Here is a 23,389-nt window from a genome sequence, read left to right as displayed (position 1 = left end):
ACCTAGTCTTCCTCAGGGAGCTGCTTGATCATGCGGGGCAGCATCGGGTCGGCTATTCCTTTGTGCATACGGTAGTTCTGCAGTTGCAGGGCGACGTCGTTCTTGATCTTTGCGACTTGGGGCTCCCAGTAGCGTTCTCGTTCCGTCCGCTGCGGCGCCTTATATGGTCGGACAATCCGAAAACCGACCTGCAATCCCTCGTCGTAGCAGAGCCACCCTGGACTGGCAGGAACATCAGGATCGTTTGCAAGCCATAAGAGTTTCGACAAATGAAAACTGGTGCAAGTGCAATCGGCCGCCTCGTCCCACAGGCCTCCACCCATTACCTTTCGCCCAAATACATTGGTGGGCCAGCGGATAGATTTCTCCACCGAGATCTGCTCGTCGGGTTTTACGGTGGGGAGTTTGCCACTATCTCCATCGAGCACCCACTCGGCAACGTTGCCATGCATGTCGTGGATACCCCAGCGATTGGGAGCTTTGGTACCCACGGATCCTGTTTGCCACGTGTCCTCGGTGTTGTCGGCGTACCAGGCGTACTCGTCGAGCTTGCTTTCGTCATCGCCGAAGCAGTACCGTGTCGTCGCACCGGCTCTGGCGGCATAAGTCCATTCGGCCTCACTTGGCAGTCGATAGAACTCGCCGGAAATCAAGCTGAGCCACTTGGTGTATTGCTTCGCCGCGTATTGCCGCATCGATACAGCCGGCTGATCACCGCGCTCTCCAACCTCGTGCGTAAAATCGGGCTCATAAAGCATCGAAGGCGCGGTGATCGCGTCGATCTTGTTTTCTTCGGTGATCTTGCGAAGGTGCAGCCGGGCAATCCGAGGGAAGGCTTTGTCAAGCGACATGTACTCGCGGTACTCCGCCCAGGTAACCTCCGTCTTGCCAATCCAAAACGGCGGCAGTTCGACGTAGTACGTCACCTCCCCCTCGACCTTCAGCTTTCCCGGCGGGACGGGGATCATCGTGAACTTGATCTCGGTGCCGGGGATATTTGTGGTGTAGGGCACCAGGAAGCGGCCGTTGTGCTCGACGAAGCGGCCTTCGGTGGGACGCTCGGCAACGATGCCCAGCGTCGAAGAATTCTCGTCCGCTTGGCACGGAAGAAGCGGCTGTAACATGAAGCACGCAGCTAAACTAACAAACCAACCACGTCCCATCTGGTCCTCCCTCGGTTTGTGACCAATCGCGAACTAGCCCCGACCAAGCTTGATCGGGGCTAGTTCGAGCTTTTGGATTGTAGCAGCGAAGTTGCCTTACAGCACGCTGTCCATGTCGCCCTTCCACCGGACGAAACCTTCGATGGCTTCGTACTCGGCCAGGCCGAGTGCGTCGAACAACTGGGCCGTGGCGTGGTTGCGATCTTCGGCGCGTTGCCAGAATTCGCGGGGGTCAGGGCCGGGGAACAGGGCCTTGTCCTTCTGCGACTCGTGCTTGAAGATGGCCGCCCGCTTCCGCATCAGTTCTTGCGGACTGAGCGGTACCGACATCTCCACCTGGTGCGGGCCCCATTCCTGCCAGGCGCCGCGGTACAGCCAGACTTCGCTTTCCTGATACCACGCTTCGTCCTTCAGGCGGTTGCAGGCGTTCAACACTGCGCTCAGGCAGGTGCGGTGCGTGCCGTGCGGGTCGGACAGGTCGCCGGCGCAGTAGATCTGGTGCGGCTGCACTTCGTTCAGCAGGTCCATCGTGATCTGGATGTCCTCCTCGCCCAGCGGCTTCTTCCGCACGCGACCCGTTTCGTAGAACGGCATGTCCATGAAGTGCAACTGCTCGGCCGGCACGCCGCACGAGCGAGTGGCCGCGCGGGCCTCGGTCCTGCGGATCAAACCCTTGATGAACTGCACTTCGGGACTGTCGACCTGGCCGGGCTGCTTGTTTTTGACGAACTCGTCGATGTGCGAGTCGAGTTCCGCGGTGCGGTCCGGGTCGATGCCAAAGTGGCGGTTGTACTCGGCCGCGAATTCGGCGAAGCGAATTGCGTCGTCGTCGAACACTGCGATGTTGCCGGAGGTCTGGTAGGCGACGTGCACCTGGTGGCCTTGATCGACCAGGCGGATGAGCGTGCCGCCCATCGAAATCACATCGTCGTCCGGGTGGGGCGAGAACACCAGCACCCGCTTGGGGAAAATGTGCTCCAGCGCCCGCGAGCGATCGCCCGGCTGCTTCTGGTGACTCGGTTTGCCGCCGGGCCAGCCGGTGATGGTGCTTTGCAGATCGCGGAACACCTGCAGGTTGATCTCGTAGGCACTGCCGCGGGTGGCGACCAGTTCCTGCAAGCTCTCTTCGTTGTAATCTTCCTCGGTGAGCTTGAGGATCGGCTTCTTGACTTGCTGGGCGAGCCAGATAACCGCCTTGCGAGTTTGGGTCTCGTCCCACTTTACCTTGCCCAGCGTCCATGGAGCGCGGCGGCGGGTGAGCGACTCGGCAGCCGCTTCGTCGATGAAGAACTGGGCGCTGGGGTGATCCTGCAAGAAGCTGGCGGCCACCAGGCTGGAGACCTCGCCTTCGATGGCTTCGGCGGTGATGCGGGCTTTGCCTTCGCCAAAGGCCATGATCACCACCTGGCGAGCGTCGAGAATCGTGCCGACGCCCATCGTGATCGCGCGGCGGGGAACGTTCTCGTCGCCGAAAAAGTCGCTGGCTGCGTCGCGGCGCGTCATGCGATCGAGCGTGATCAGGCGGGTGCGGCTGTTGCGTCCCGAGCCCGGCTCGTTAAAGCCGATGTGCCCGGTGCGGCCGATGCCCAGAAGTTGCAGGTCGAGGCCACCGACGTCCTGGATCGCCTGCTCGTACCGGCGGCAGTAGTCCTCGATGTCGGCCTCGTCGAGCGTGCCGTCGGGGATGTGGACGTTCGCCGGGTCGATGTCGACATGGTCGAACAGGTGCTCGCGCATGAAGCGGACGTAGCTCTGCAGCTCGTGCGGCTGCATGGGGAAGTACTCGTCGAGGTTGAACGTCACCACGTTGCGGAACGACAGTCCTTCCTCGCGATGCATCTCCACTAGCGCGTTGTACACACCAACTGGCGTGCTTCCGGTTGCCAGACCAAGTACACAGGGCCGGCCCTCGCCTTCGCGGGTGCGAATCAGCGCGGCGATTTGCTGCGCCACGGCCTGGCTGGCCTGCGTGGCGTGGCGGAATACGCGGCAAGGGATGTGCTCCACTTCGTCCAGCGGCGCATTGTCGTAACGCATGGTGCGGCCGGACTCCGAGAATTTTGAAGGGGGAATGTTTGAAACGCTACTCATGGCTCAATCCAGTTTCTCGATGGCTTTTGGCAATTCAGGATCGGCGATGCCGCGCTCGCCCTTGCCTTCTTCGTCAATGCGGCGATTGGCATGCGCCATGATGCGCGGGGCGTCCGCCTGCCAATACTTTTCTTTTTCTTTGCGCGGTGCGTCCACCAGTGGGCGTAGCAGGCGGAAGCCCACCTGCTGGCCTTCGTCGCTGGCAAACCACCACGGACTCAGTGGCGAGTTGGGATCGTTGATCCGCCACTCGTCGTCGTCGCTCGCCCACCGGCTCGCGGTGGTGCACTCTTCGGCTTCATGCTGCCACGAGCCACCTTTCAGCACGCGGGGATAAAGTTCCACGGGCCAGGCGATCGACTCTTCCACGGTCACGGTGCTGCCGTCTTCGGGGTCGTCGTCCATTTCCTCGTAGGCGTCCAAAACCCACTCAGCGGCGTTGCCGTGCATGTCGAACAAGCCCCACGCGTTGGGCTTCTTCTCGGCCACGGTTCCGAGCTCGTAGTCGCAGTTGTCGATAAACCAACCATATTCATCCAGCCCGTCCAGCTCGGAGCCGAAGCTGAAGTTTTCCGCACTCCCCGCACCGCAGGCGTACTCCCATTCTGCTTCGCTCGGCAGGCGGAAGAACTGTCCGGTGGTGAGGCTTAGCCACTTGGTGTACTGCTTGGCCGCGTACTGGGTCATCGACACGGCCGGCTGGTCGGGATCGTCGCCCGAGGCGAACGTGAAGCTCGGCTCGTACAGCTTCGATGGCGAGGTAATCGCGTCGACCTCGTTACTGTTGTCGATCTGTCGAATGCCCTGGTCGTCGAACTTGGCGAACGCGGTCGTCAGGTCCATGTACTTCTGGTACTCCGCCCAGCTAACCTCGGTTTTGCCCATCCAAAACGGTTCGATCTTCACGGTGAACGTCTTGCCGTGTCGAGTCATCTGGTAATCGCCGCCCGGCACGGGGACCATTTCGAACGACACGTCGGTACCCGGAATCGTCGAGCGATACGGCACCATGAAACCGCGGTCGGTCTCCACGTAGTGGCCCTTGGCTGGACGCTCGTCGACCAGTCCAGGCGTTGCGGGGGCGGCTTTCGATAAACCGCTAGCCAGCAGCGCGGCAGTGAGCACGCACCAAGGAACAATGTTCTTCATGTCTTCTATCGTAACCCAAGCGTACAAGGGGTGGGAGGCTTTTAATCCGTTGGAAACTGTTGCTTTCGCGCAAACGGGCAGCTGCAACGGGTCGCCGATTGGGGGGAACAATTCCCGGAAAGCCGGCCCCTGTCGCCGTCGACACCGCCCGTCGACTACGGCTTAGCCTTGGGCCACGGTGCCGGCCAGTTTGGTGCGGCCGGGCATGGCTACGGGGGGCTCGGGCACGTCGGTCCAGGCGTATTCGGCGGGGCCCAATCGCTCGGTGTCGTTCAGGCAGGTTTCCCAGTCGAGTGTCTGGCCGGTGTAGCCCGCCATGCGGCCGGCGACGGACATCATCGTGCTGTTGCACATGTAGTGGCCGTTGTTGATCACCTTGCCGTCGCGCAAGGCCTGGAACATCTCGATGTGCTCCTGCTGCCACATGTTGGGCTTCGGGCCTTTGTATCGCCAGATCTCTTTGCCGTTGCCATCGACGATGAAGTGGCCGTCGAGAATCGAGGCCTGACCTTTGGTGCCGAGCACACGCTCGTTCACCACCTTGCTGCAGCCATCTTGCTGGCGGCAAGTGAAGAACGCCTTCTGGCCGGAGGGGAAATCGTAGAACACGGTGAAGTGATCGTACACGTTGCCGTATTTCTCGGCGGTGCGTTGCTGGCGGCCGCCGATCGACATCACCTGTGTAGGTGCGGCGTCGCCGAACAGCCAGGCGCACTTGTCGAGGCTGTGGATCGCTTGCTCGGCGATGTGATCGCCCGACAGCCACGTGTAGTACAGCCAGTTGCGCATCTGGTACTCCATGCGGCTCCAATCCGACTTGTCGCCACGATGCCAGAGTTCGCCAGAGTTGTAGTGCGACTCGACCGCCACGACGTCGCCGATCAGGCCTTCTTCGAGAATCTGCTGCATCACGGCTCGCACTGGGGGAGCGTATCGCCAGCACAGGCCGGAGACCACGCTCAGGCCTTTCTCTTCGGCCATCTGGCAGCTCTCCATCACGTGCCGCACGCCGGGCGCATCGACCGCCACGGGCTTCTCGACGAAGCAGTGCTTGCCCTGCTCCACCGCGTAGCGGAAGTGCTCGGGGCGGAAGTGGGGCGGCGTGGCCAGCAGCACCACGTCCACTGCGTCGGTCACGTGCTTGAAGTTGTCGAAGTCGGCAAACACCATCTCGTCCGGCACGTTCACTTGATCGCGGACCGAACGCTTGGCGGCCAGCTCGTCGCGCGAGTACTTCGCCCGGTCGAGGAAAGCGTCGCCCATGGCCACCAGTCGGGCGTTCGGCTCGGCCTTGAGAGCTTGCTCGGCCGCCTGCGTTCCGCGACCGCCGCAACCCACCAGACCCACGCGGATCGTCTCGTCGGCGCCAGCGGCATGCACGTACTGCGGCACGCTCATCGCCGCAAGCGTCGAACCGGCCACGGCCGAGTGTTTGAGGAAGTCGCGGCGCGAATCCGCAGCCTGTTTGGGTGTTTGGTCGGACATAATCAATCAACTCCTTGGTTATATGTCTATGTCAACGCACTTGCGAAACGTTACAAGAAACCGCCGAGAACGTCTCATGCGCCTACAAATCCAAAACTCGATTCATGCGGGCGGCAATGTCGGCCAGCCGCTCGCGACCTCCCCCTCTCACTTCCGCTGTGCACCAGCCGGTGAATCCGGTCTCGGCAAGTGCCGCACGAACCGCGGCCCAGTCGACGTCGCCGTCGCCGATCTTGCAGAACCCGTTGGACTTACCCCAGTCTTTCACGTCGAGTTTCACAATCCGCGGGCCTAGCACTTCAACCCAGTTCTCGCTGGGACTGAACTTCCGCACGTTGCCGATGTCGAAGTACACGCCCACCCATGGGCTGTCGATCTCGTCGATGTAGTCGCGCAGTTGCTCGGGCGTTTCGCAGAAGCCGTTCCATACGTTCTCGATCAGCACTCGCACGCCCAGCTTCGAGGCCGTGGGCAGCACCAATCGGATTTGCTCGATGGAACGCTGCCAGACGTCGTCGTGTGTTTCGCCTTCGCCGGTTACCTTGCCAGGAACCAGCAGGATGGAGTCGCCGCCGTAGGCCTTGGTGTCGGCCAGCCCGGTGAGCAAGTCCTGGCGGCCTTCTTCCCGCACCGCAGCGTCGGGCGAGGACAGCCTCACGCCCCAATGCTTCTGACCCACGGTGCCGTGAACCGGCATGCCAGTGGCGGCCGAAGCGGCCAGTACCTCGTCGAGGTTGTGCCGCGAGGGAGCGGTGAGTTCCATGCCGTCGTAGCCGAGCTCTTTGCACAACTCGAACTTCTCGAGCACCGAGCCCCCGTCGCCGATCATGCCCCACTTCACCGACTTGAAGATTCGACCGCGATTGGCGGCCGCCTCAGCGGTATCCTGGGCCAGCGATAGCGAGGGCGCAGCGACATTGGCTGCGATGACGCCGGCGGTGGAGAGGATAAACTGCCGTCGCTCGATACCGCCCTGATGGTATTCCACGGCTACCTTCCTGTAATTTTGGCAATAGTAAAGGCGGGATTCGTTGTTGCACTCGGCAAGGCCTACCTAATAAGAGTGCCTAACCGTGCTGAACTGTCACCAAAAAAGCAGGCAACAACGAACGTTGTTGGGCATTCTCGCCTAGGGTCGGCAGAATTGCAAATGTTGGCAGCTAGCCGAGGCGATTTTTCGGCATACCCGTCACCCCGGGCACGCAGTTTCGCGGGAATGCGCAGACCGATTCCTAGAAAAGTGCGTCAAATATCCGATATGAGACCACCGAACCGCCCGGGTTCTCACTTGTGCTCTTCAAGCCAAGCCTTGTCGAAGCCGCTAAGCTTCTCGATGGGCACCGAGAGAAGTCGGCCCTGTTTGGTTTCCAGGCGGACCTGACCGCCTGCGGCATCGACGAAGCGGGCGTCGATGCGGAACTTGCCCGTCGTGTCCGACCAAGTGCGGTACTCGCCGGCAACCGCGGGCGACGTCGTACTGGGGGCCGCGGCGGGTGTGGGGGGCGCGGGCGGAGGCGGCTCGGGCAGCCCGAGCGCGGTGCGGGCGTCGGTGGCCGCTTTGGTGCGCGGGTAGCCGTCGACCACTTTCTGGTACCACTTCTTGGCTTGGGTGTTGCGCCCCGAATCAGCGTAACGCTTCGCCATGTTGAGCATCGACTCGGCCGCCTTTTCATCTTGTGTCGAGGCGGGGCGAGGACCGGAATGAGCCACCGTGTGCCTCTGGATGCCGCCATTGCCAAGCACGAACCTTAGTGGCTCGTTCGAAGGTGGCACCAGATTGCCATGGGTCTTGAGAAAGCGATCGAACTCCTTGGTCATCGCTGCGGTCTTGTCCCGCTTCGCCTTTCGGGCGCTGGTTGCGGCTTTCTCCAGCGTCGACTTCACGTCTGCCGCCTCGCGGTCGTAATCCCTGCGTTGCGTACCTCGCAGCCGAGCCACGCAATTCTGTTGCAGCTTGCGAACCACGTCCATCCGGCTGGTCGAGTTGTTCTGGTGCACCAGCACTGCGGTCTGCGTGGCCGCATCGAAGAACTCGCCCTTCCTGGCGCAAGCGATCGCCAAGTCCTCACGGCAGTGAACGCTCTTGGTGGGGTACTTGGCAATGCCTTCGTTCCACACCGCCTTGGCGTCGTCGAACTTGTCCTGCATTGCCAGGCACAGACCAAGTTCGCGGTACGACCGACCGTCCTCGCTGGACCAGGGATTCATCTCGATCGAGTGCAGCAGGTAGGCGCCCGCAATCTCCGGTTCCTCCAGCGTTCGCAGCAGCATGCCGCAGTTGTAGTAAACGGTCGGGTTGCTCATGTCCTCGGCCAGTGCCGAATGGAAGCAGTAAGCAGCGTAAGCACGCAGCAGAATGACTTCTTCGTGATCCGAGCCTTTGGCCTTCGCCACTTGGTTAGCCTTGGCCACCATGTGCTCCGCCATGACCAGTGCCTCGCGGGCCGCTTTGGGATTCGACTTCCGCTTGTTGGGCGATTCGAACTCTTTGGCTTCCAGGTCGTGGATCGGGATGGCGAAGCCCACGTTCTCCACGTCCATAAATTTGAGCGTCACGATCCCCAGGACCTTGCCATCCTTGTTCACTAGCGGGCCGCCGGAGTTACCCGGGTTGATGGCCGCGTCGACCTGGTAGTACTTCACGCCTTCCATTTCTCGGTCGACACCACTCAACAGACCCGAGGTGATGGTCTTGTTCAGCACGGTGCCGCCGGCCGCTGGATTGCCGATGGCGTACACGCGTTGTCCCGGCATGGCCTTCGACTTCAGCACGCCGGCCACGGTCAGGTTCACATCATGCTCGGTGGGATCGATCCGCACCACAGCCAAGTCCTTCGTCGGATGCAGGCCGACCAGCTGTACCTTCTTGAATGTGACGGTGTCTTGGACTTCGCCACTGCTGCTCACGATGTCGACCGTGCAGTGCATCGGCAGTGGCGAGGCGACCACGTGGGCGTTGGTGAGAATCAGCCCCGAGCCATCGATGATCACGCCGGTGCCGTTGCCTTCGACGTTGAACAACGAGACGACCGAGGGGTGCACCTTTTGATACACTTCCACCGCTTCCTCAGCGCGAACCTGCGAGGCGACGATGGCCGCCAAGGCCAACGCACCCAGCAAACCACGAAAGCGAATTTGAGTGGAAAAGTAGTCGAAATGCATGACGAATGGGCCCCCAGGCTAACGAGAAATCGACTTGGCTATTAGAGCAACTCGGCACGTAACAATCAAATGAAGATTCTACAAACGCTAGCCGGTATATCTTCGGGAATCCGGACAATCGAGCCTGGCACCTCAGAGTACCAGCGGTCCGAGCCAATAGCACATGGCAAATGCCCAAAAAGCAGGCACTGCCACCGCCAGGAGCGCGGCCCAGGCTAGGGCAAAGTAACCAAACCGCCGGGGGGAAATGGGGAAGATCACCTTGGTGGCATTCGCGCGGCGGATTGATTGCCGCAAAAGCGCCAGGGCCGACGCGAGTACCAGCAGCGGTAGCAATGTCTCGGGCCAGCAGAGCATCTCGCCGAAGGTCTCCAAGAGGTACATTGGCCCTCCGACGCCCCCGAAAACGTCCGCTAGCGAGCCCACTGCCCGGACACTTTCAACAAGCGACCAGACCTCTGCGACAGCTACAAAAACGGCTCCCGCCGCGACGAGCAAGCCTCCCATGGGCACCTCAACCTGACAGTCGAGGTATGTGTCGCGCTCTCGAGCGCAGTCCAACGCCAAGTATATAGCCAATCCACCCAATAGGATCGCACCAGCCAACGTGTCGCTCCACAGTCGTGGCGTGGGTACGCTTGCCATGTCGGGATTGATACGTGGGAATTCGCGGTACGTAAACCACCATGCGAACACAGCAAGCGACGCCACGAGTACCCAAAACAACACCCGGGCCCTCCGCTTCCATCTGGCGGACCCAATATGTCTATCGTACGCAAGCAAAAGTACGCCCACCAAAGCGAATATCGCGGCGATGGTTGAAACCCAGAACGACCAGTACCCCTCCATGACGTGATTCGGGAACACACCCTGTCGCTGCAGCCAACTAGGGTGATACGCTTCGATCCCGCTAATAGCAACGTGAACGAGCATCGTGATTGTTGTCCGGTCCGTGAGCATCCAAATCGTGAATAGCAGCAAGATGCCGACCATGAGCAAATCGACCATACGTCGCCACCAGGTTCCGGACAGGCGATCGAGTCGGATCACCAGGAACATGCGTAGCGATACAAGCACTGCAATTGAAAGCAGTATGTTGGGCCACAGGGCGTTCCAGACCTGAAACGTGTCCTCGTGGTTGGGCTCGCTGATGAGTTCGCGAGTGAACAGTAGCCGCAAGACCGACAACAATCCGAGCGCCAACGCAAGCAGGAAACAGACGCAGATGCGCCAACGAAGTCCAGACGGATCGTGAGCCACCGTTGTCGACATTTGCATCAATCGGCGACCGTGCTGCACGAGTGCAAACAACAACAGCCAACTACCGATCGCCTGCAATCCATCGGGCCAGCGCGTATCCGAGATAAGCCCGTTGAATGGGTTTCCAATCGAGGTTGCCTCTGGTGTACCGGTAATCGCAAACCCGAGCGCCACGGCCACCGTGAGCCATAGCAAGTCGACGATCGAGAATTTCGGCCACCACTTCATCCGCCAGGTTACCCTCGTGCGATTCGCTGCAGGATCTCGCCGGCCTGGTGAACGTCGTCCATCGTCAGATCGCGATGCACCACCGCGCGGACGCGTGTGGGGTCGAGGTCGAACATGGCCACGCCTTGCTCGCGGGCGCGGTGGGCGAACTCTGCGGCGGTGCCCCACTCGGGGTCGACGTGAAAGAAGATCAGGTTGGTCAGCTGCGGCCCCGGTTGTTCGACCTCGAGGTGCGGGGCGTCGGCGATTGCTGCGCGGAGGGCGTCGGCCTTGGCGTGATCGTCGGCCATGGTCGGGAAGTGGTGCTCCAGCGCGTGCAGCGCGCCGGCGGCCAGGATGCCCATTTGCCGTGTACCGCCGCCGAGCGCCTTGCGGACGCGGCGGGCCTCGTCGACGAGCGCTTGCGGTCCCGCCAGCGCCGAACCGACCGGCGCGCCGAGCCCCTTGGAGAAGCACACGCTCAGAGTGTCAAAGTGCTGCGCCCACTCGGCCGGCGAGCGGCCCGTCGCGGCGCAGGCGTTCCACAGTCGCGCGCCGTCCAGGTGTCGGGCGAGGCCCGCCTCGGCCGACCACGCGCACAACTCGGCCAAGGCGTCGTAGTCGAGCACCACACCGCCGTGGCGGTTGTGGGTGTTTTCCAAGCACAGCAGCTTAGTCCGGGCGTGATGAAAGTCGCTGCCGCGGACGCGGGGTTTGAGCTGCTCGATGCTCGGCAACCCGTGCGGCGTTTCGATCGGCTGCGTGGCGATGCCGAACAACTGGGCGTAGGCCGCCTGCTCGTAGTGGTAGATGTGGCACTGCGATTCGCAGAGGAATTCGTCGCCCGGCCGGCAATGCACCCGCACGCCGAGCTGGTTGCCCATGGTGCCGCTGGGGACGAACAAGGCGGCCTCTTTGCCGAGCATCTCAGCCACATGCTGCTCGAGCCGCAGCACGGTGGGGTCCTCGCCCAAAACGTCGTCGCCCACCTCTGCCTGGGCCATCGCCTGGCGCATCTCGGGCGTGGGCTGAGTTACGGTATCGCTGCGGAGATCGATCATCGGTGAGGGGCGAGGGGCTAGAGACTGGGGGCTGGGGTCGGGGGATCGCAAGCGTGTATCATAAGGTTCTCACCGGTGTTTGTCAGACAGATTGGGCGGACGATCGAGCGGCAAGCTCACAGCCCCTAGTCTCCAGCCTCTAGCCCCTAGCCCCCAAAAAATGCTCCGCATCGACACTTCCCAGCCCGACGCTCGTCGGCAGATTGATTCACTTCGCCAGAAGCTCGCCCCTGCCAGCGGCGACGTGGTGAGCGAAGCGGGCCGCAAGAAAACCATGGAGGTGTTCGGCGAGCCACTCACGCCGGTGGAAGTGGTCGATCGCATCTGCCGCGACGTTCGCGAGCGCGGGCTCGACGCAGTGCTCGAGTACACCGCCAAGCTCGATGGGGCGGAACTGACCGCCGAGACGATTCGTGTGCCGCAGGAAGAACTCGAAGCCGCGCATCAGGCGGCTGATGCGGAGTTTCTGGCGTGCATTCGCCGGATTCGCGAGAACGTGCTGAAGTTCCAGACCGAGATCCTGCACAGCGACACTACGGTCGAATTGGCTGCCGGTGGCTGGCTGCGGCAGCGGTACCTGCCCATCGAACGGGCCGGGCTGTGCATCCCTGGCGGCGCGGCGGCGTATCCTTCCACCGTGCTGATGACCGCCCTGCCCGCTCAGGCAGCCGGCGTGAAGCAGCTAGCGGTAGTCGCCCCGCCCACTCCGTTTGGCAGCTACAACCAGGACCTGTTGGCGACGTGTCACGAATTGGGCATCCGCGAAGTCTACCGCATGGGCGGCGCGCAGGCGGTGGCGGCGCTGGCGTATGGCATTAGTTCCCCTCCCCGTTCCAGGGAGGGGTTAGGGGAGGGGCAGAACAAAGGCACTGCGTCGTCGCCTTCTACAGACCCCCACCCCGGCCCTCCCCCTGAGGGGGAGGGAGTGATTGGTAAGGTCGACAAGATTGTGGGGCCGGGCAACTTGTTTGTCGCGCTGGCGAAGAAGCACGTGTTTGGCGACGTCGACATCGACTCGATCGCCGGGCCGAGCGAGGTGATTGTGATCGCCGACGAAACAACCAACGCCGAGTGGACCGCCGCGGACCTGTTGGCTCAAGCCGAGCACTCGCCCGGCTCGAGTGTGATGATCACCTGGCACGCTCCTTTGATCGACGAAGTCGATCGCGAGGTCGAATCGCAGTTGGCAGAGTTGTCGCGCAGCGATTTGACGCGACAATCGCTCGACGAATTCGGCGCGCTCATCCTGGTTCGCGACCGCACGGAAGCGGCGGAGCTGGCGGACACGCTGGCTACCGAGCACTTGCACATCACTTGCAGCGAGCCAGAGGAAATGCTCGATCGCATCCGCGCGGCCGGGGCGGTGTTCCTCGGGCCGCACGCACCGGTAGCGGTGGGCGACTACGCGGCCGGCCCGAGCCACGTGCTGCCGACCGGCGCAACCGCCCGCTTCGCCAGCGGCTTGTCGAGCAACGACTTCCTGCGGACTAATAGCGTGATTAGTTACACCGAGGCCAACCTGCAAAGCGTGGCCGACGACGTGCTGCTGATGGCCAACAAGGAGGGCCTGACGGCCCACGCAGCGAGCGTTTCCCGCCGCGTGAAGTAACGCTCATTCGTACTATGGCCGCCTCGGCCGTAGCGCCGAGACGTAGCCAGTGGCCTTTGGTGTCATTTCGAAGGGAGTTCCACGACCGAGAAATCTACTTTGCTTTGCACTTCACACCTTACACATTTGGGGAGTTCTGAGCACCATGCCCCCAAGCTCGCCATGCTCAGTGTCTCGGCCACGTAGATTCCTCAGTCGGCGAGCCTCCTTTCGGAATGACACAGTTGCTACGGCCGGGGCGGCCATAGTACGTGCTTATGGCAAGCAGAGCGTGGTCCAGCTATGCTTGGTTCTGTCAGTGTTATCGAAATCCTCCCCGTAGGAGCAACATAGAGTCATGACAAAGTTAACTTCGCTGATCGCCACGATTATCCTCACCGCAAGCCTTAGCTCGGCCACTGCCGCTGAGCCCGCCCATTCGCTCACCGTTTCCGAAGGCTTTACGAACCCGCTGGGCTTCTACGACGCGTCGCCCACGTTTTCGTGGAAGCTGCCCGTCGGCGTCGAGCGACAGACGGCCTACCAGCTCGAAGTCACCAGCGATGGCGAGACTTGGGACAGCGGTTGGGTCGAGTCGGACCAGTCGACGCTGGTGCCTTACGGAGGTAAGCCTTTTGAGTCGCGCGACGAAGTCGAGTGGCGTGTGCGCTACCGCGATGCTGCGGGCGACGAGAGCCGATGGAGCGAGGTGGCCACGTTCGAGATGGGGCTGTTGTCGAAGGAAGATTGGCAGGCGAAGTGGATTCGTCCCTCGCAGGACAAGCCCGACGTGCGCGAGCCGGTGGCCTGGCTCCAACGATCGTTCGACCTCCCCGCTGGCGTGAAGCAAGCGCGGCTGTACGTTACTGCTCGCGGGATGTTCGATCTCGCGCTCAACGGCAAGAAGGTGGGCCAGGAGTACTTCGCCAACGGTTGGACCTCGTACAACAATCGGATCGACATCCTCACCTACGATGTGACCGACCAACTCGCCAAGGGAGAGAACAAGTTCGCCGCGTCGCTCGGCTGCGGGTGGTACGCGGGGCAGTTGATGGGCAAGAAGGACCGTGGGATCTACGGGCAGCTTCCCGAGCTTTTGTTGCAACTGGAAGTAACGCTCGAAGACGGTTCGACCGCCACGATCGTGTCCGACGACCAATGGCAGGGCACGTGGCACGGGCCGATCACTTTCTCCAGCATCTACGACGGCGAAATCTACGACGCCCGCCGCGAGGTCAGCGGTTGGGAACAGGTCGCCGTGGAAGATCTGAACGACGCGAAGCTCGCGCCCAAGCCGTTCGCGCCGGTTCGCCAAACGGAGCTGGTTGCCACGCAGAAGATCACCGAACCCGAGCCCGGGCGATTTGTGTTCGACCTGGGGCAGAACATGGTGGGCTGGGAGCGCCTGAAGATTCCCGTCGAGGCCGGCAAAACGGTCACGGTGCGCTTCGCCGAGATGCTCAACCAAGACGGCACCATGTACACCGAGAACTACCGCGGCGCCAAATCGACCGACACTTATACAGCCGCCGAGACCGGCACCATCGAGTGGGAACCCCAATTCACGTTCCACGGTTTTCGGTATGTCGAACTCTCCGGCCTGCCTGAAGGGGCCAAGCCCAGCGAAGATTGGGTAACCGGCGTGGTGCTGCATACCGATCTGCCCAAGATCGGATTGTTCGCCTCGTCGCACGACAAGCTCAACCAGTTGCAGAGCAACATCATCTGGGGCCAGCGGGGCAACTTCCTCGACATCCCGACCGACTGCCCGCAGCGCGACGAGCGCATGGGGTGGACCGGCGACGCGCAGGTGTTCTGCCCGACGTCGATGTTCAACTACGACTGCCACGCGTTCTGGAAAGCTTGGATGCGAAGCCTCCGCGACGACCAATTGCCCAACGGCGCCATTCCACACGTACTGCCCGACGCTTTGGGCCATGGCGGCAGCCCCGGTTGGGTGGACGCGGCGACGATCATTCCCTGGGAAGTCTACGTGCGAACCGGCGACAAGGAGATTCTGGCCGAGAACATCGACATGATGGAGAAGCTGATCGGCTACTACCGCTCGAAGTCGAAGGACGGCCTCGTGACCGAGATCGAAGCGTTCGGCGACTGGCTGCAGCCGTATTCGCCGCGCACCCAGGGCGACACCCCTGCCCCGCTGTTGGGCACCGCGTTCTACGGCCACAGTGCGCGGCTCACCGCGAAGGCCGCCCGCACGCTGGGCCGCGACGACCTGGCCGATAAGTACGACGCCGAAGCCGACGAGGTAGCCAAAGCCTTCGCTGCTCACTACTTCGATGGCAAAGGAAACCTGCAGAACGCCCCGCAGACGCAAACCGCTTACCTGCTGGCGATCGCTTTCGATTTGATTCCCGACGACCAGAAGCAAGCGGCCGTAGAGAACGTGGTACGACTGGTTGAAGAGGCCGATGGCCACTTGCGAACCGGTTTTCTTGGCACGCCCTATCTGATCAGCGTGCTGGATGAGCGAGGTTACCACGACTTGGCGTACGACCTGCTGTTGAAGGAGACCTATCCTTCGTGGTTCTACTCCATCAACCAGGGCGCGACCACGATGTGGGAACGCTGGAACAGCTACAGCCACTCCGACGGCTTCGGCAACGCCGGCATGAATTCGTTCAACCACTACGCCTACGGTGCGATCGGCCAGTGGATGTACGAACGCGTAGCCGGCCTCGCGCCCGATCCCGCGCAGCCCGGCTACAAGCACCTGATCGTCAAACCGCTGATCGACGGCCCGCTCACCTCGGCCAAGGCGGAGCTCGAAACCCCGTTCGGTACCGCCTCGAGCGCCTGGACCAAGTCGGGTGATTCGGCTCAACTCACAGTCGTCGTGCCGCCCAACACCACCGCCACGCTCACCCTACCGGGCGGCGACAAGTCGCAAGAACTGAAGCCGGGTGAGCATGAGTTCGAAGTGAAGCTGGATAAGGGCGGCGCATAGTGTTCCCTCGTAGCCGGATTCGCAAGAATTCGGACTGCGCAGCGATAGCCTCCGAATTCTTGCGAATCCGGCTACGCGATGCGCTCCCTACTGCGACGACTCGCCACCGCAGCGACAGTGAAGGCTCGCGTCTTCGGTGAAGCTATGCGGTCCCCAGCCCTCGTTGATGAATGAAGTGCACGTGAAGTGCTCGAACACGGTCTCAAGGTGATGGCGGGACGCGGCGTGGCCGCATAGCCCCCAGTCGGCGTTGAAGGGGGCGAAGAAGGAACAGCCTCCACATTGCTGGCCCTCTTCGTATTGTTGCCGCAACTCAGGTTCGTTCGGCCAGTTGTCTTCGTAGAGAGCCTTGGAATCGATATTGGACCAGGTGTTCGTCGCGATGTTGTTTTCGTTCATGGCATTGTGGCTCAAGTTAGATCTGTCCACCAATCGCTCGAACAAACGCTTCGACCGTGGGTTCGGGGCCGTCGCCGTAGTTCGAGTGGCGTTGCGAGTCCCATTCGGCCAAGACGGTTCGGGGTTCGTTGGACAAGGTGAAGCCTTGCTCGAGGGTGAAGTACCGCGCCTCCACGTCTTCGGGGTTGGGAGGCTCGCCGGACTCGATATCGATCAGCACCACCAGGGCCACCATGAATGCTTCGGTCATTCCGCCAGGCTCGGGGAGTTCGATCACGGCACACGGTGAGTTCTGGATTCTCACCGTGTGAACCTGGATAGAGCTGGCCGCGAACGGCGGCTGGCAATGGCAATGCTCGCATACATCTTGCAGCACGGCCTCGAAGAATGCTTCTGCGTCGGGAGAGGCCACGACCGCGAGGAATCGCAGCGGGTTCTCCAGCGCGAACTGGCGCAGCGCGTAGTGGGCGAACACGTAGTGGGGCGAGGGGCCCTCGTCCTCCGCCTTGGGCGCGCGTGCTCGTGGACTGGCTGCCTGGGGCCGGACCGCGGGTGGAGTGCGTTTGCGTTGTAAGAAGTCGAACAAGCCCATCATGCAACCTTTCGCCTGAGCAGTTCAAAGTGCGCTACAGGGAATGTAGCTTGAAGCTGCCCGATTCGCCAAGCACGCCATTGGTGAGATTGTCGTCGACGCAAGACGTTCCCATAGCCCTGCGCCCTCACACGTCCAGCCCCAAGCTGTGCGCCAGTTCCTGCAGGTCCTTCTCCAACATTTCGCGCTCCGTGTCGTCGGTGATCTCGGCCAAGCAGGAGTGGGCTTCGAGCAGGTGGGCCTGGCACTTCGCCTGATCGTTTAGCACCGCGGCGGCGCGGGCGACCGCTTCGTGGCCGTAGCCGATGTAGAATTTGGAGCTTTCGGCCGCCAGAGCGAGGCACCGCTTGGCATTGCGCAGGGCCCCCTGCCCCACGCCGGCCAAAGCGAGCGTGCGCGACAGCAACCAGTGACCAACCGACAAGTTCTGATCGGTGCAATCAGGCCGCTGCATCCAGTGCCACAGCGACGCGGCGGCCGTAAGCACCATCGCATCGTCCTCCTCCCGCGTGCGATCGGCCTTCTCGATCTGGGGCCACGTCTCGTTGAAACAATGAGCCGCGAAGTAGCGGTGGGCTTGAGTGAGGTCGAAGGGAGGAGTTATCGGGCATGGGACGTCGTCTTCTTTTGAGCCTACTGAGAGCGATTGAGGTTTGGAATTCAGCCACGGATGATCACGGATGAAACACGGACAATGTTAGCCGCGGGCGGTCTCAAACTCATGCATTCTTGATCCGTGTCGGTTCGTGCTGCCCCTCGACCGCGGATAACTGACCCAGGGTGGCGCTTGGCTGTCGAAGTTCGTCCCTGCGGGACTATTCTCGTTCAATGCTTCTCGGCCAAAAATCTATGTCCATCCGTGTTCATCCGTGGCTAATATTCAAACGCGACTAGCAGTCGCGGCTTTGCGTTCTCTGCGGTCTCCGTGCCCTCGGTGATTAGTACTTTGGTTGTGGCTCGGCCGCACTGGGTATATCCGTGGCTAGTTTCAAAACTCCTACCCAACAAGTTAACGCTAATTACTAGGCTTCCATCACTTTGCAAACCGGACCCGCGACGATCCAACAAAGTCCGACCTGTTCGCCATCTTCGATGCGCTGCTTGCGTTGGTGCAATTGCTCAGCCTCACGATGGTCGGAGTCGCCGCGATTGGATGGACCGTGTGCAAGGTCCGCACGAGCCGAATAGATACGTGAAACCCATGGAGAACGAGTGGAACGATGGGCGATCATCGCGACGTGAATACGATCGAAGAACTCGTCGAATTGTGGGTGCGAAGCAAGCTAGCGACCGAGCAGATGGCGGCCGACCACGTGCGCGCCTATCGAGAGAACTTCCTCGACTCCTCGCCCCTGCCCGACACGATCACCGCGTTCTGCTCGTACCTCGTTTCCGCTGGTGCACTCACCCCTTGGCAGTGTCAAATGCTCCGCAATGGGAAGTGGAAGGGCTTCTATCTCGACCGATATGAAATCGTCGATCAGCTTCGTCGCGAAGATGGACTCATCCAATGCCTTGCGCGCGATACCGAGAAGGACACGTACGTACAATTGTCCATCGTGACACCTCCACACGCCACCGGCCCGCGGGTGCAGTACACCGTTGATCGCGAGTTCAGCTAGAAGCCGATTGTGTACAAAGAACACGGCAGGTGAGTTATGGACTTAGATTGACCGGAGTTAACTAGCGTGGAAGATAACCCCTACAAAGCACCGACAAACCAGTCGACTGGTGAGAAGCGACCAGCCCGTCCAACATGGCAGTGGCGGCTTTATCCCGCGGGCCTCTTCCTGCTCTATTGTCTACTGCAATTGGCCCAGATGACGCCGAACACTTCGTTCGAGCACCATCCCTTTTCGGGTGGCCTCGTTCTGCTGCACACGTCCTCATCAGTCGATGAGTACCTGATTAGTTCGGGCATCTGCCTGGCACTGCTTTTGGGAATATTTTCCTTCGTGATCTGGCCGAAGGTGCTGACTGCCCTAATGTCGATCGCCTCGCTTGCCGCATGGCTAACTCTGAGCATTAAGCTCGCCGCGTGGGCTAGTTGCTAGCTAGCACTGCATAAGTCTATGGTGTCGATTTGATTCACGCTGCGGCGCGGTGTTCAATCCTCCGGTTCTCCCGTTATACTTCATGCAAACACTCCACTGCTGGTGTCGATCTCTGGTTTCCTGATTCGAAGGATCGAAAAATTATGAAGCTCTATTGTCTGACATTGGCGATAGCCTGTGCTGCATTGTGTGGCTGCAACAGAGCCGCCACCACGCCTGCGATGGCAACGAAAGTCGCCCCGCCGACGGGGCAACTAGTGTTTCAGCCTCGTTTCCAATTCGCCGATGGCGACGTTACTCATCAGGGGACGGGATTTGTTGTGGCTGCGTCTGACGGCACGCCGGTGGGCGTGACCAGCGCGCACTTCTTGGATTTCGAGGGAGCGCCCATGCTGTCGGCCGAGTGGCTCGCCGGGCTAGCGGACGAGGAGATATTTCAGTTCACGCACTCGCTTGGCGCGCCGGGCGATGGGGGACAGGTGGGGCCGACGGAATTCGACTTGCGCCGCGATTATTTCATTGTGGTGGGCGACGAAAACAACTTCGCTGTGTGCAAGCCGCTAGAGTTGGACGATCGCCCGCTACCCAACGTTGGCGAGCGTGTGTGGTTGCCGAATAAGGACCCCAACGCCAAAGACGGGCATGTGCTGGTGGAAGGCAAGGTCGACGAAGTGACCAGGAAGTACATCGGCATCGAGCTGGACGACGAACTACGTCTGCAGTCGCAAAGCGGTTCGCCGATCATCAGCCAACAGACGGGGAAGGTAATCGGCACGTTGGCACGCGGAGCCACCGAAGGCGGGGTCACGTATCTCAGGTTGTGTCCTACCGAGGGAATTGCCAATTTGATTCGGACAGAAACCGCGAAGATCAAACTGCAAAATGCGGTCGGTGATCCCACCGAAGTTCCGCAGCCAGGCAGCACTCAAGATCCGTAATCTGTAGCCGTCGTCCTCACACTTTCCGCTGCCGATAATACGTAACGGGTGACCGTTGGCCCTCGTTCACTCCCCCAACTTCCGCACCGACACGCGGCGGAGCAGGTATTTGTTGTGCACGTTGCCGTCAGATTCCAGGCGGAAGTTGTAGCCCCAGTAGTTCACGAATTGGGGGTCGTCGATTCGCCAACGGGCGGTGTGCCACTGTTTGTTGTCGGGCACGGTGTACCAGGTACCGGCTGTTTTGAAGCCGTCGGTCGATTCGTACACCAGTTTGAAGCCCGAGTTGTCGTTGGCGCGGTTGCGGCGGACCTCGACCGTGATCTCGATCGGCGTCCGATCGTAGCTTAGGAAGCCCGGGTCGACGATGAACGCGTTACCGCCTGGCGTGTCGCCAGTTCGGGCGGAAACACCGTCGACGTTCACCATTCGGTCGTTCTGCGATCCGCTGCGGGTGTGCAGGCCTCGCTCGGCGGTCAGATTGCCATAGGTGATCGAAACTTCTTCGGCATCCGAGTAGTCGCCGCCCCAAACGAGCGGGCGACCTGCATTCGCCCGGGCCGCGTCGAGCGTCGAAGCCGGCGCGTCGAGCACCAACACCGGGGCAACGCCTAGCGACAGTTCGCGCGTAAGGGTTGCTTCACTACTAATCGGATCGATCACCCGCACGTCGCTGGCAAGCGCAACCTCTGCCGCCTCGCCCGCCGGGCCCCAGGCAACTACCACGGGACCGCTGGCACCTTCGAATGCGAAAGCGAGCGAATCACCGCCCAGGCGGGTCCAACCGATGTACTCCGGATAGGCTCCCAGATGCTTAATCATCGTGGCCATGGCGTGGTACGACGGGCGCGGCGCGCCCTGGCGGTCGAGCAGACCCTTCGGTCCGCTGTCGCCATCGCGACCTTCGAACCACTGCAGGCACTCGACGCCTTGGGCAATCGCCATCGCGTAAGCCTTGACCAGCGCGTGAGCTTGTCGCTCCGCGCCTCGGTCGGCGTCGGTGCCGAGCTCGGTGATGATGACCGGCACGTTTTGCTTTTCCGGGTTGACCTCCGCAAGCATCTTTCGCACCACCGGTACGATGTTCATGAACACCGCTTCGCTGCCGGCGTTATCGGCAATGCCGTCGAACACCTCGTAAGGATGGAGCACGATGTAGTCGAAGTGGTCCTTGGCGCCAGCGCGGATCACCTTCTCCAGGTAGTTGACGTGCACGCTCTTGGCGGCCAGTCCAATCTGGAAGTTGGGATCGACCGCTTTGGCTGCATCGTAGGATGCGACCACGATCTTGGCGTAGTCTTCCGGCGTCTGGTCTTTGCCGGTGAAGTTAGGTGGCTCATTCCACACTTCCAGCCGATTGGCCCGGCCGCGAACGTGCGTGGCCAGTTGCGTGACGTAGTTCGACCAACCATCCAGGTTGTTCACCGGCAAATGCCCGGGCGGGTCGGCGGTGTTCCAGCGAGGACTGCCAATCAACAAGCAGCCGTAACGGAAACCATGCTGGTCGAGATAGTCCATCTGGGCGTCGAGGTTCGCCCAGTTCCACTCGCCTGGCTTCGGTTCGAGCGCACCCCAATGGCAGTGAGGCGTCCGCTGCACCGTGATGCCGATCGCCTGCATCGCTGGCATCCACCGCTCGAAGTCGGCGACCGAGCGACCATTGACGTGGCAATTGCCAATGCCAAACGGGCTGAACGGGCGATCCAGGTCGCCCGTTTCCGCCGCAGCGACGCCCGACAGCGCGAACACGGCCGCGGCAATGCCCCACTTCGCGGCTTGCCTCCGTGACTTCGTCATGGCGATCTCCAGTATCGCGTCTGGCTCACGCGATTTCAAAACATGTTCTACGGATTCAAAAGCGGCTTCAAATCCGCCGTGCGCTCTTCTTCGGACGGGAACGGTCCCAGAGGTTCGCTTGGCACGGGTTCGTACCAGAAGCTGGCGGTCGTCCAGTCGTCGTCGCGTTCGTAGTAGCAGCAACCGATCTGTTGGATGGTGACGCGGCACTCTTTCTTCCAGTAGATCGGGTCAGGCAGGTGCCAGCGGTACATCGAAATGTACGACATCGGCACGTTGACCTTCTCGTTCTTGGGAATGTCGAGCTGCTCGAACTTCTCCTTCGACTTCTCAAGCAAGCTGCAGCCGTGGTACATGTGAGTCGTGTTCTGGATGCCATACGACAGGCCGACGTAGTCTTCGCTGCCAGTACCGCAAATGGTGGGGTACTCGTCGTCGCCATCCATATAGACCTTCACCTCGCCCTCGCCCCACCAGCCGGGATGCAGCGTACGGATGCCCATCACCGAGCCAATGAACCGCCCTTTGCCGGTTCGCTTGGGCATTAGCTCGAAGTCTTCCTTCATGGTCGTGGGGTTCGCGCGACGGAAGTTGGTGTGCAAGCGGCCGACCGTGTCGGAATGGTCTTCGTTCAGCGTGTAGTCTATCTGGTAGTAGACCGTGCAGTCCTTGTCGCCTTCGTTGGTGAGCGTGAACCGCGCCCGCTTGGTAAACGGCATCGGCAGCCAGAAGTTGAATGCCTCCTTCTCGCCGGTGGAGTGGACTGCCGACTGGTAGGCGACCGACTTGGCGTGGGCGCTGCCCATAAAGTCGCCGATGGGGCACTCGATGCTGGGGTGCTCCTGGCCGTCCCAGTACCCGCGGATCACGACGCTGCGAAGCATGGGGATCTCGCGACTGCGTCCCCAGGTGCCGGTCATCCAGATGTGGCGGATGGTGCCGGAGCCCTCGATGTCGCACAGTTGATGGGTCTCGCCAGCCTTCAACTCGAAGCGCGGCGCGCCCTTGCGGCCGACACCAATCTGGCTGGCGGCCTTGCCCCCTTCGCCGGGCTCTCCGGTGGGGTTCTCTTCGGAGATGGACCGCGAAATGATCTCGTTGTCGACGTCGAACAAACCATCGCCCTGGGGCGGTTGAGCCGTAGCGGATACCTGCAACAGGAGCAGGCTGGCAAGCGAAAGTAGCGCGTGTTGGAGCTTCATGGTAAACGCCTTTTTCTGGAGGGTAGCTGGCAGGAGGCACCGCAAGCGGGGAACACAAGCTTGGAGCGGTAGCCCTACTGTAAGTACCGCTGTGCGGGGATCATAGGTTCTTTTCCCGGCATTCACTCCAGTTTCCCGGACACCCGCCCCGCCCGCTGGCAGATTGTCAGCTCTGGAAGCGAACGGAAAACCCTGTGGTGTGTCCATGCTCCAGGGTTAAGCAGCCCCGAGTTAGATGGTATGATGGAGCGTTTACCCCGACCGCATAACCGC

General features: G+C 61.3%; 18 protein-coding genes. 5 read left to right on the top strand and 13 right to left on the bottom strand.

Annotation, left to right across the window (positions count from 1 at the left end; all coding sequences use genetic code 11):
• Window positions 1-2: 2 nt before the first annotated feature.
• The 8 genes from ACQK2L_RS14195 to ACQK2L_RS14160 form a co-directional block, all read right to left on the bottom strand.
• Window positions 3-1,124, bottom strand: coding sequence for a formylglycine-generating enzyme family protein (locus tag ACQK2L_RS14195; RefSeq protein ID WP_425397679.1), 1,122 nt, complete (start codon window positions 1,122-1,124; stop codon window positions 3-5).
• A gap of 135 nt (window positions 1,125-1,259) precedes the next feature.
• Window positions 1,260-3,254, bottom strand: coding sequence for a glucosamine-6-phosphate deaminase (nagB, locus tag ACQK2L_RS14190; protein ID WP_425397678.1), 1,995 nt, complete (start codon window positions 3,252-3,254; stop codon window positions 1,260-1,262).
• Window positions 3,255-3,257: 3 nt separating this feature from the next.
• Window positions 3,258-4,403, bottom strand: coding sequence for a formylglycine-generating enzyme family protein (locus ACQK2L_RS14185; RefSeq protein ID WP_425397677.1), 1,146 nt, complete (start codon window positions 4,401-4,403; stop codon window positions 3,258-3,260).
• Between the two features lie 162 nt (window positions 4,404-4,565).
• The gene (locus tag ACQK2L_RS14180) at window positions 4,566-5,888 is read right to left on the bottom strand and encodes a Gfo/Idh/MocA family protein (protein WP_425397676.1); all 1,323 of its coding nucleotides are present in this window, start codon (window positions 5,886-5,888) and stop codon (window positions 4,566-4,568) included.
• Window positions 5,889-5,970: 82 nt separating this feature from the next.
• Window positions 5,971-6,876 carry a sugar phosphate isomerase/epimerase family protein gene (locus tag ACQK2L_RS14175; protein ID WP_425397675.1) on the bottom strand — a complete coding sequence of 302 codons (906 nt, stop codon included), beginning with the start codon at window positions 6,874-6,876 and terminating at the stop codon, window positions 5,971-5,973.
• A gap of 296 nt (window positions 6,877-7,172) precedes the next feature.
• The gene (locus ACQK2L_RS14170) at window positions 7,173-9,050 is read right to left on the bottom strand and encodes a trypsin-like peptidase domain-containing protein (RefSeq protein WP_425397674.1); all 1,878 of its coding nucleotides are present in this window, start codon (window positions 9,048-9,050) and stop codon (window positions 7,173-7,175) included.
• Between the two features lie 132 nt (window positions 9,051-9,182).
• Window positions 9,183-10,538 carry a hypothetical protein gene (locus ACQK2L_RS14165; RefSeq protein WP_425397673.1) on the bottom strand — a complete coding sequence of 452 codons (1,356 nt, stop codon included), beginning with the start codon at window positions 10,536-10,538 and terminating at the stop codon, window positions 9,183-9,185.
• An 8-nt stretch (window positions 10,539-10,546) separates the two neighbouring features.
• Window positions 10,547-11,578, bottom strand: a complete 1,032-nt coding sequence (locus ACQK2L_RS14160; protein ID WP_425397672.1) for a threonine aldolase family protein — start codon at window positions 11,576-11,578, stop codon at window positions 10,547-10,549.
• Window positions 11,579-11,738: 160 nt separating this feature from the next.
• Here ACQK2L_RS14160 and hisD point away from each other — a divergent pair, with 160 nt between their 5' ends.
• Both hisD and ACQK2L_RS14150 read left to right on the top strand, forming a co-directional pair.
• Window positions 11,739-13,187, top strand: coding sequence for a histidinol dehydrogenase (hisD, locus tag ACQK2L_RS14155; RefSeq protein WP_425397671.1), 1,449 nt, complete (start codon window positions 11,739-11,741; stop codon window positions 13,185-13,187).
• 337 nt (window positions 13,188-13,524) lie between these two features.
• Window positions 13,525-16,134 (top strand): family 78 glycoside hydrolase catalytic domain, encoded by a 2,610-nt coding sequence (locus ACQK2L_RS14150; RefSeq protein ID WP_425397670.1) that lies wholly within the window; start codon window positions 13,525-13,527, stop codon window positions 16,132-16,134.
• A gap of 87 nt (window positions 16,135-16,221) precedes the next feature.
• On the opposite strand, the gene ACQK2L_RS14145 is transcribed toward ACQK2L_RS14150, so the two are convergent.
• From ACQK2L_RS14145 to ACQK2L_RS14135, 3 genes are all read right to left on the bottom strand, one after another.
• Window positions 16,222-16,533 (bottom strand): high-potential iron-sulfur protein, encoded by a 312-nt coding sequence (locus ACQK2L_RS14145; RefSeq protein ID WP_425397669.1) that lies wholly within the window; start codon window positions 16,531-16,533, stop codon window positions 16,222-16,224.
• A 16-nt stretch (window positions 16,534-16,549) separates the two neighbouring features.
• Complete coding sequence (locus tag ACQK2L_RS14140) at window positions 16,550-17,128, bottom strand: hypothetical protein (protein ID WP_425397668.1); 579 nt, start codon at window positions 17,126-17,128, stop codon at window positions 16,550-16,552.
• A gap of 124 nt (window positions 17,129-17,252) precedes the next feature.
• A complete protein-coding gene (locus ACQK2L_RS14135) occupies window positions 17,253-17,615 on the bottom strand; it encodes a hypothetical protein (RefSeq protein WP_425397667.1) in 363 nt (120 codons plus the stop codon).
• Window positions 17,616-18,345: 730 nt separating this feature from the next.
• On the opposite strand from ACQK2L_RS14135, the gene ACQK2L_RS14130 reads away from it, so the two are divergent.
• From ACQK2L_RS14130 to ACQK2L_RS14120, 3 genes are all read left to right on the top strand, one after another.
• Window positions 18,346-18,747, top strand: a complete 402-nt coding sequence (locus tag ACQK2L_RS14130; RefSeq protein WP_425397666.1) for a hypothetical protein — start codon at window positions 18,346-18,348, stop codon at window positions 18,745-18,747.
• A gap of 66 nt (window positions 18,748-18,813) precedes the next feature.
• Window positions 18,814-19,179, top strand: coding sequence for a hypothetical protein (locus ACQK2L_RS14125; RefSeq protein WP_425397665.1), 366 nt, complete (start codon window positions 18,814-18,816; stop codon window positions 19,177-19,179).
• 221 nt (window positions 19,180-19,400) lie between these two features.
• Window positions 19,401-20,117: a hypothetical protein gene (locus ACQK2L_RS14120; protein WP_425397664.1), complete on the top strand. Its 717-nt coding sequence runs from the start codon at window positions 19,401-19,403 to the stop codon at window positions 20,115-20,117.
• Window positions 20,118-20,183: 66 nt separating this feature from the next.
• On the opposite strand, the gene ACQK2L_RS14115 is transcribed toward ACQK2L_RS14120, so the two are convergent.
• Entirely contained in the window at window positions 20,184-21,914 is a 1,731-nt protein-coding gene (locus ACQK2L_RS14115; RefSeq protein WP_425397663.1) for a GH39 family glycosyl hydrolase, read from the bottom strand.
• 47 nt (window positions 21,915-21,961) lie between these two features.
• The gene (locus ACQK2L_RS14110) at window positions 21,962-23,116 is read right to left on the bottom strand and encodes a glycoside hydrolase family 172 protein (RefSeq protein WP_425397662.1); all 1,155 of its coding nucleotides are present in this window, start codon (window positions 23,114-23,116) and stop codon (window positions 21,962-21,964) included.
• Window positions 23,117-23,389 lie beyond the last annotated feature (273 nt).

The organism is Aeoliella sp. (assembly GCF_965227375.1).
GTDB lineage: Bacteria > Planctomycetota > Planctomycetia > Pirellulales > Lacipirellulaceae > Aeoliella.
The sequence above is the reverse complement of the archived record's forward strand: the minus strand, read 5'-3'. Positions and strand labels throughout refer to the sequence as shown.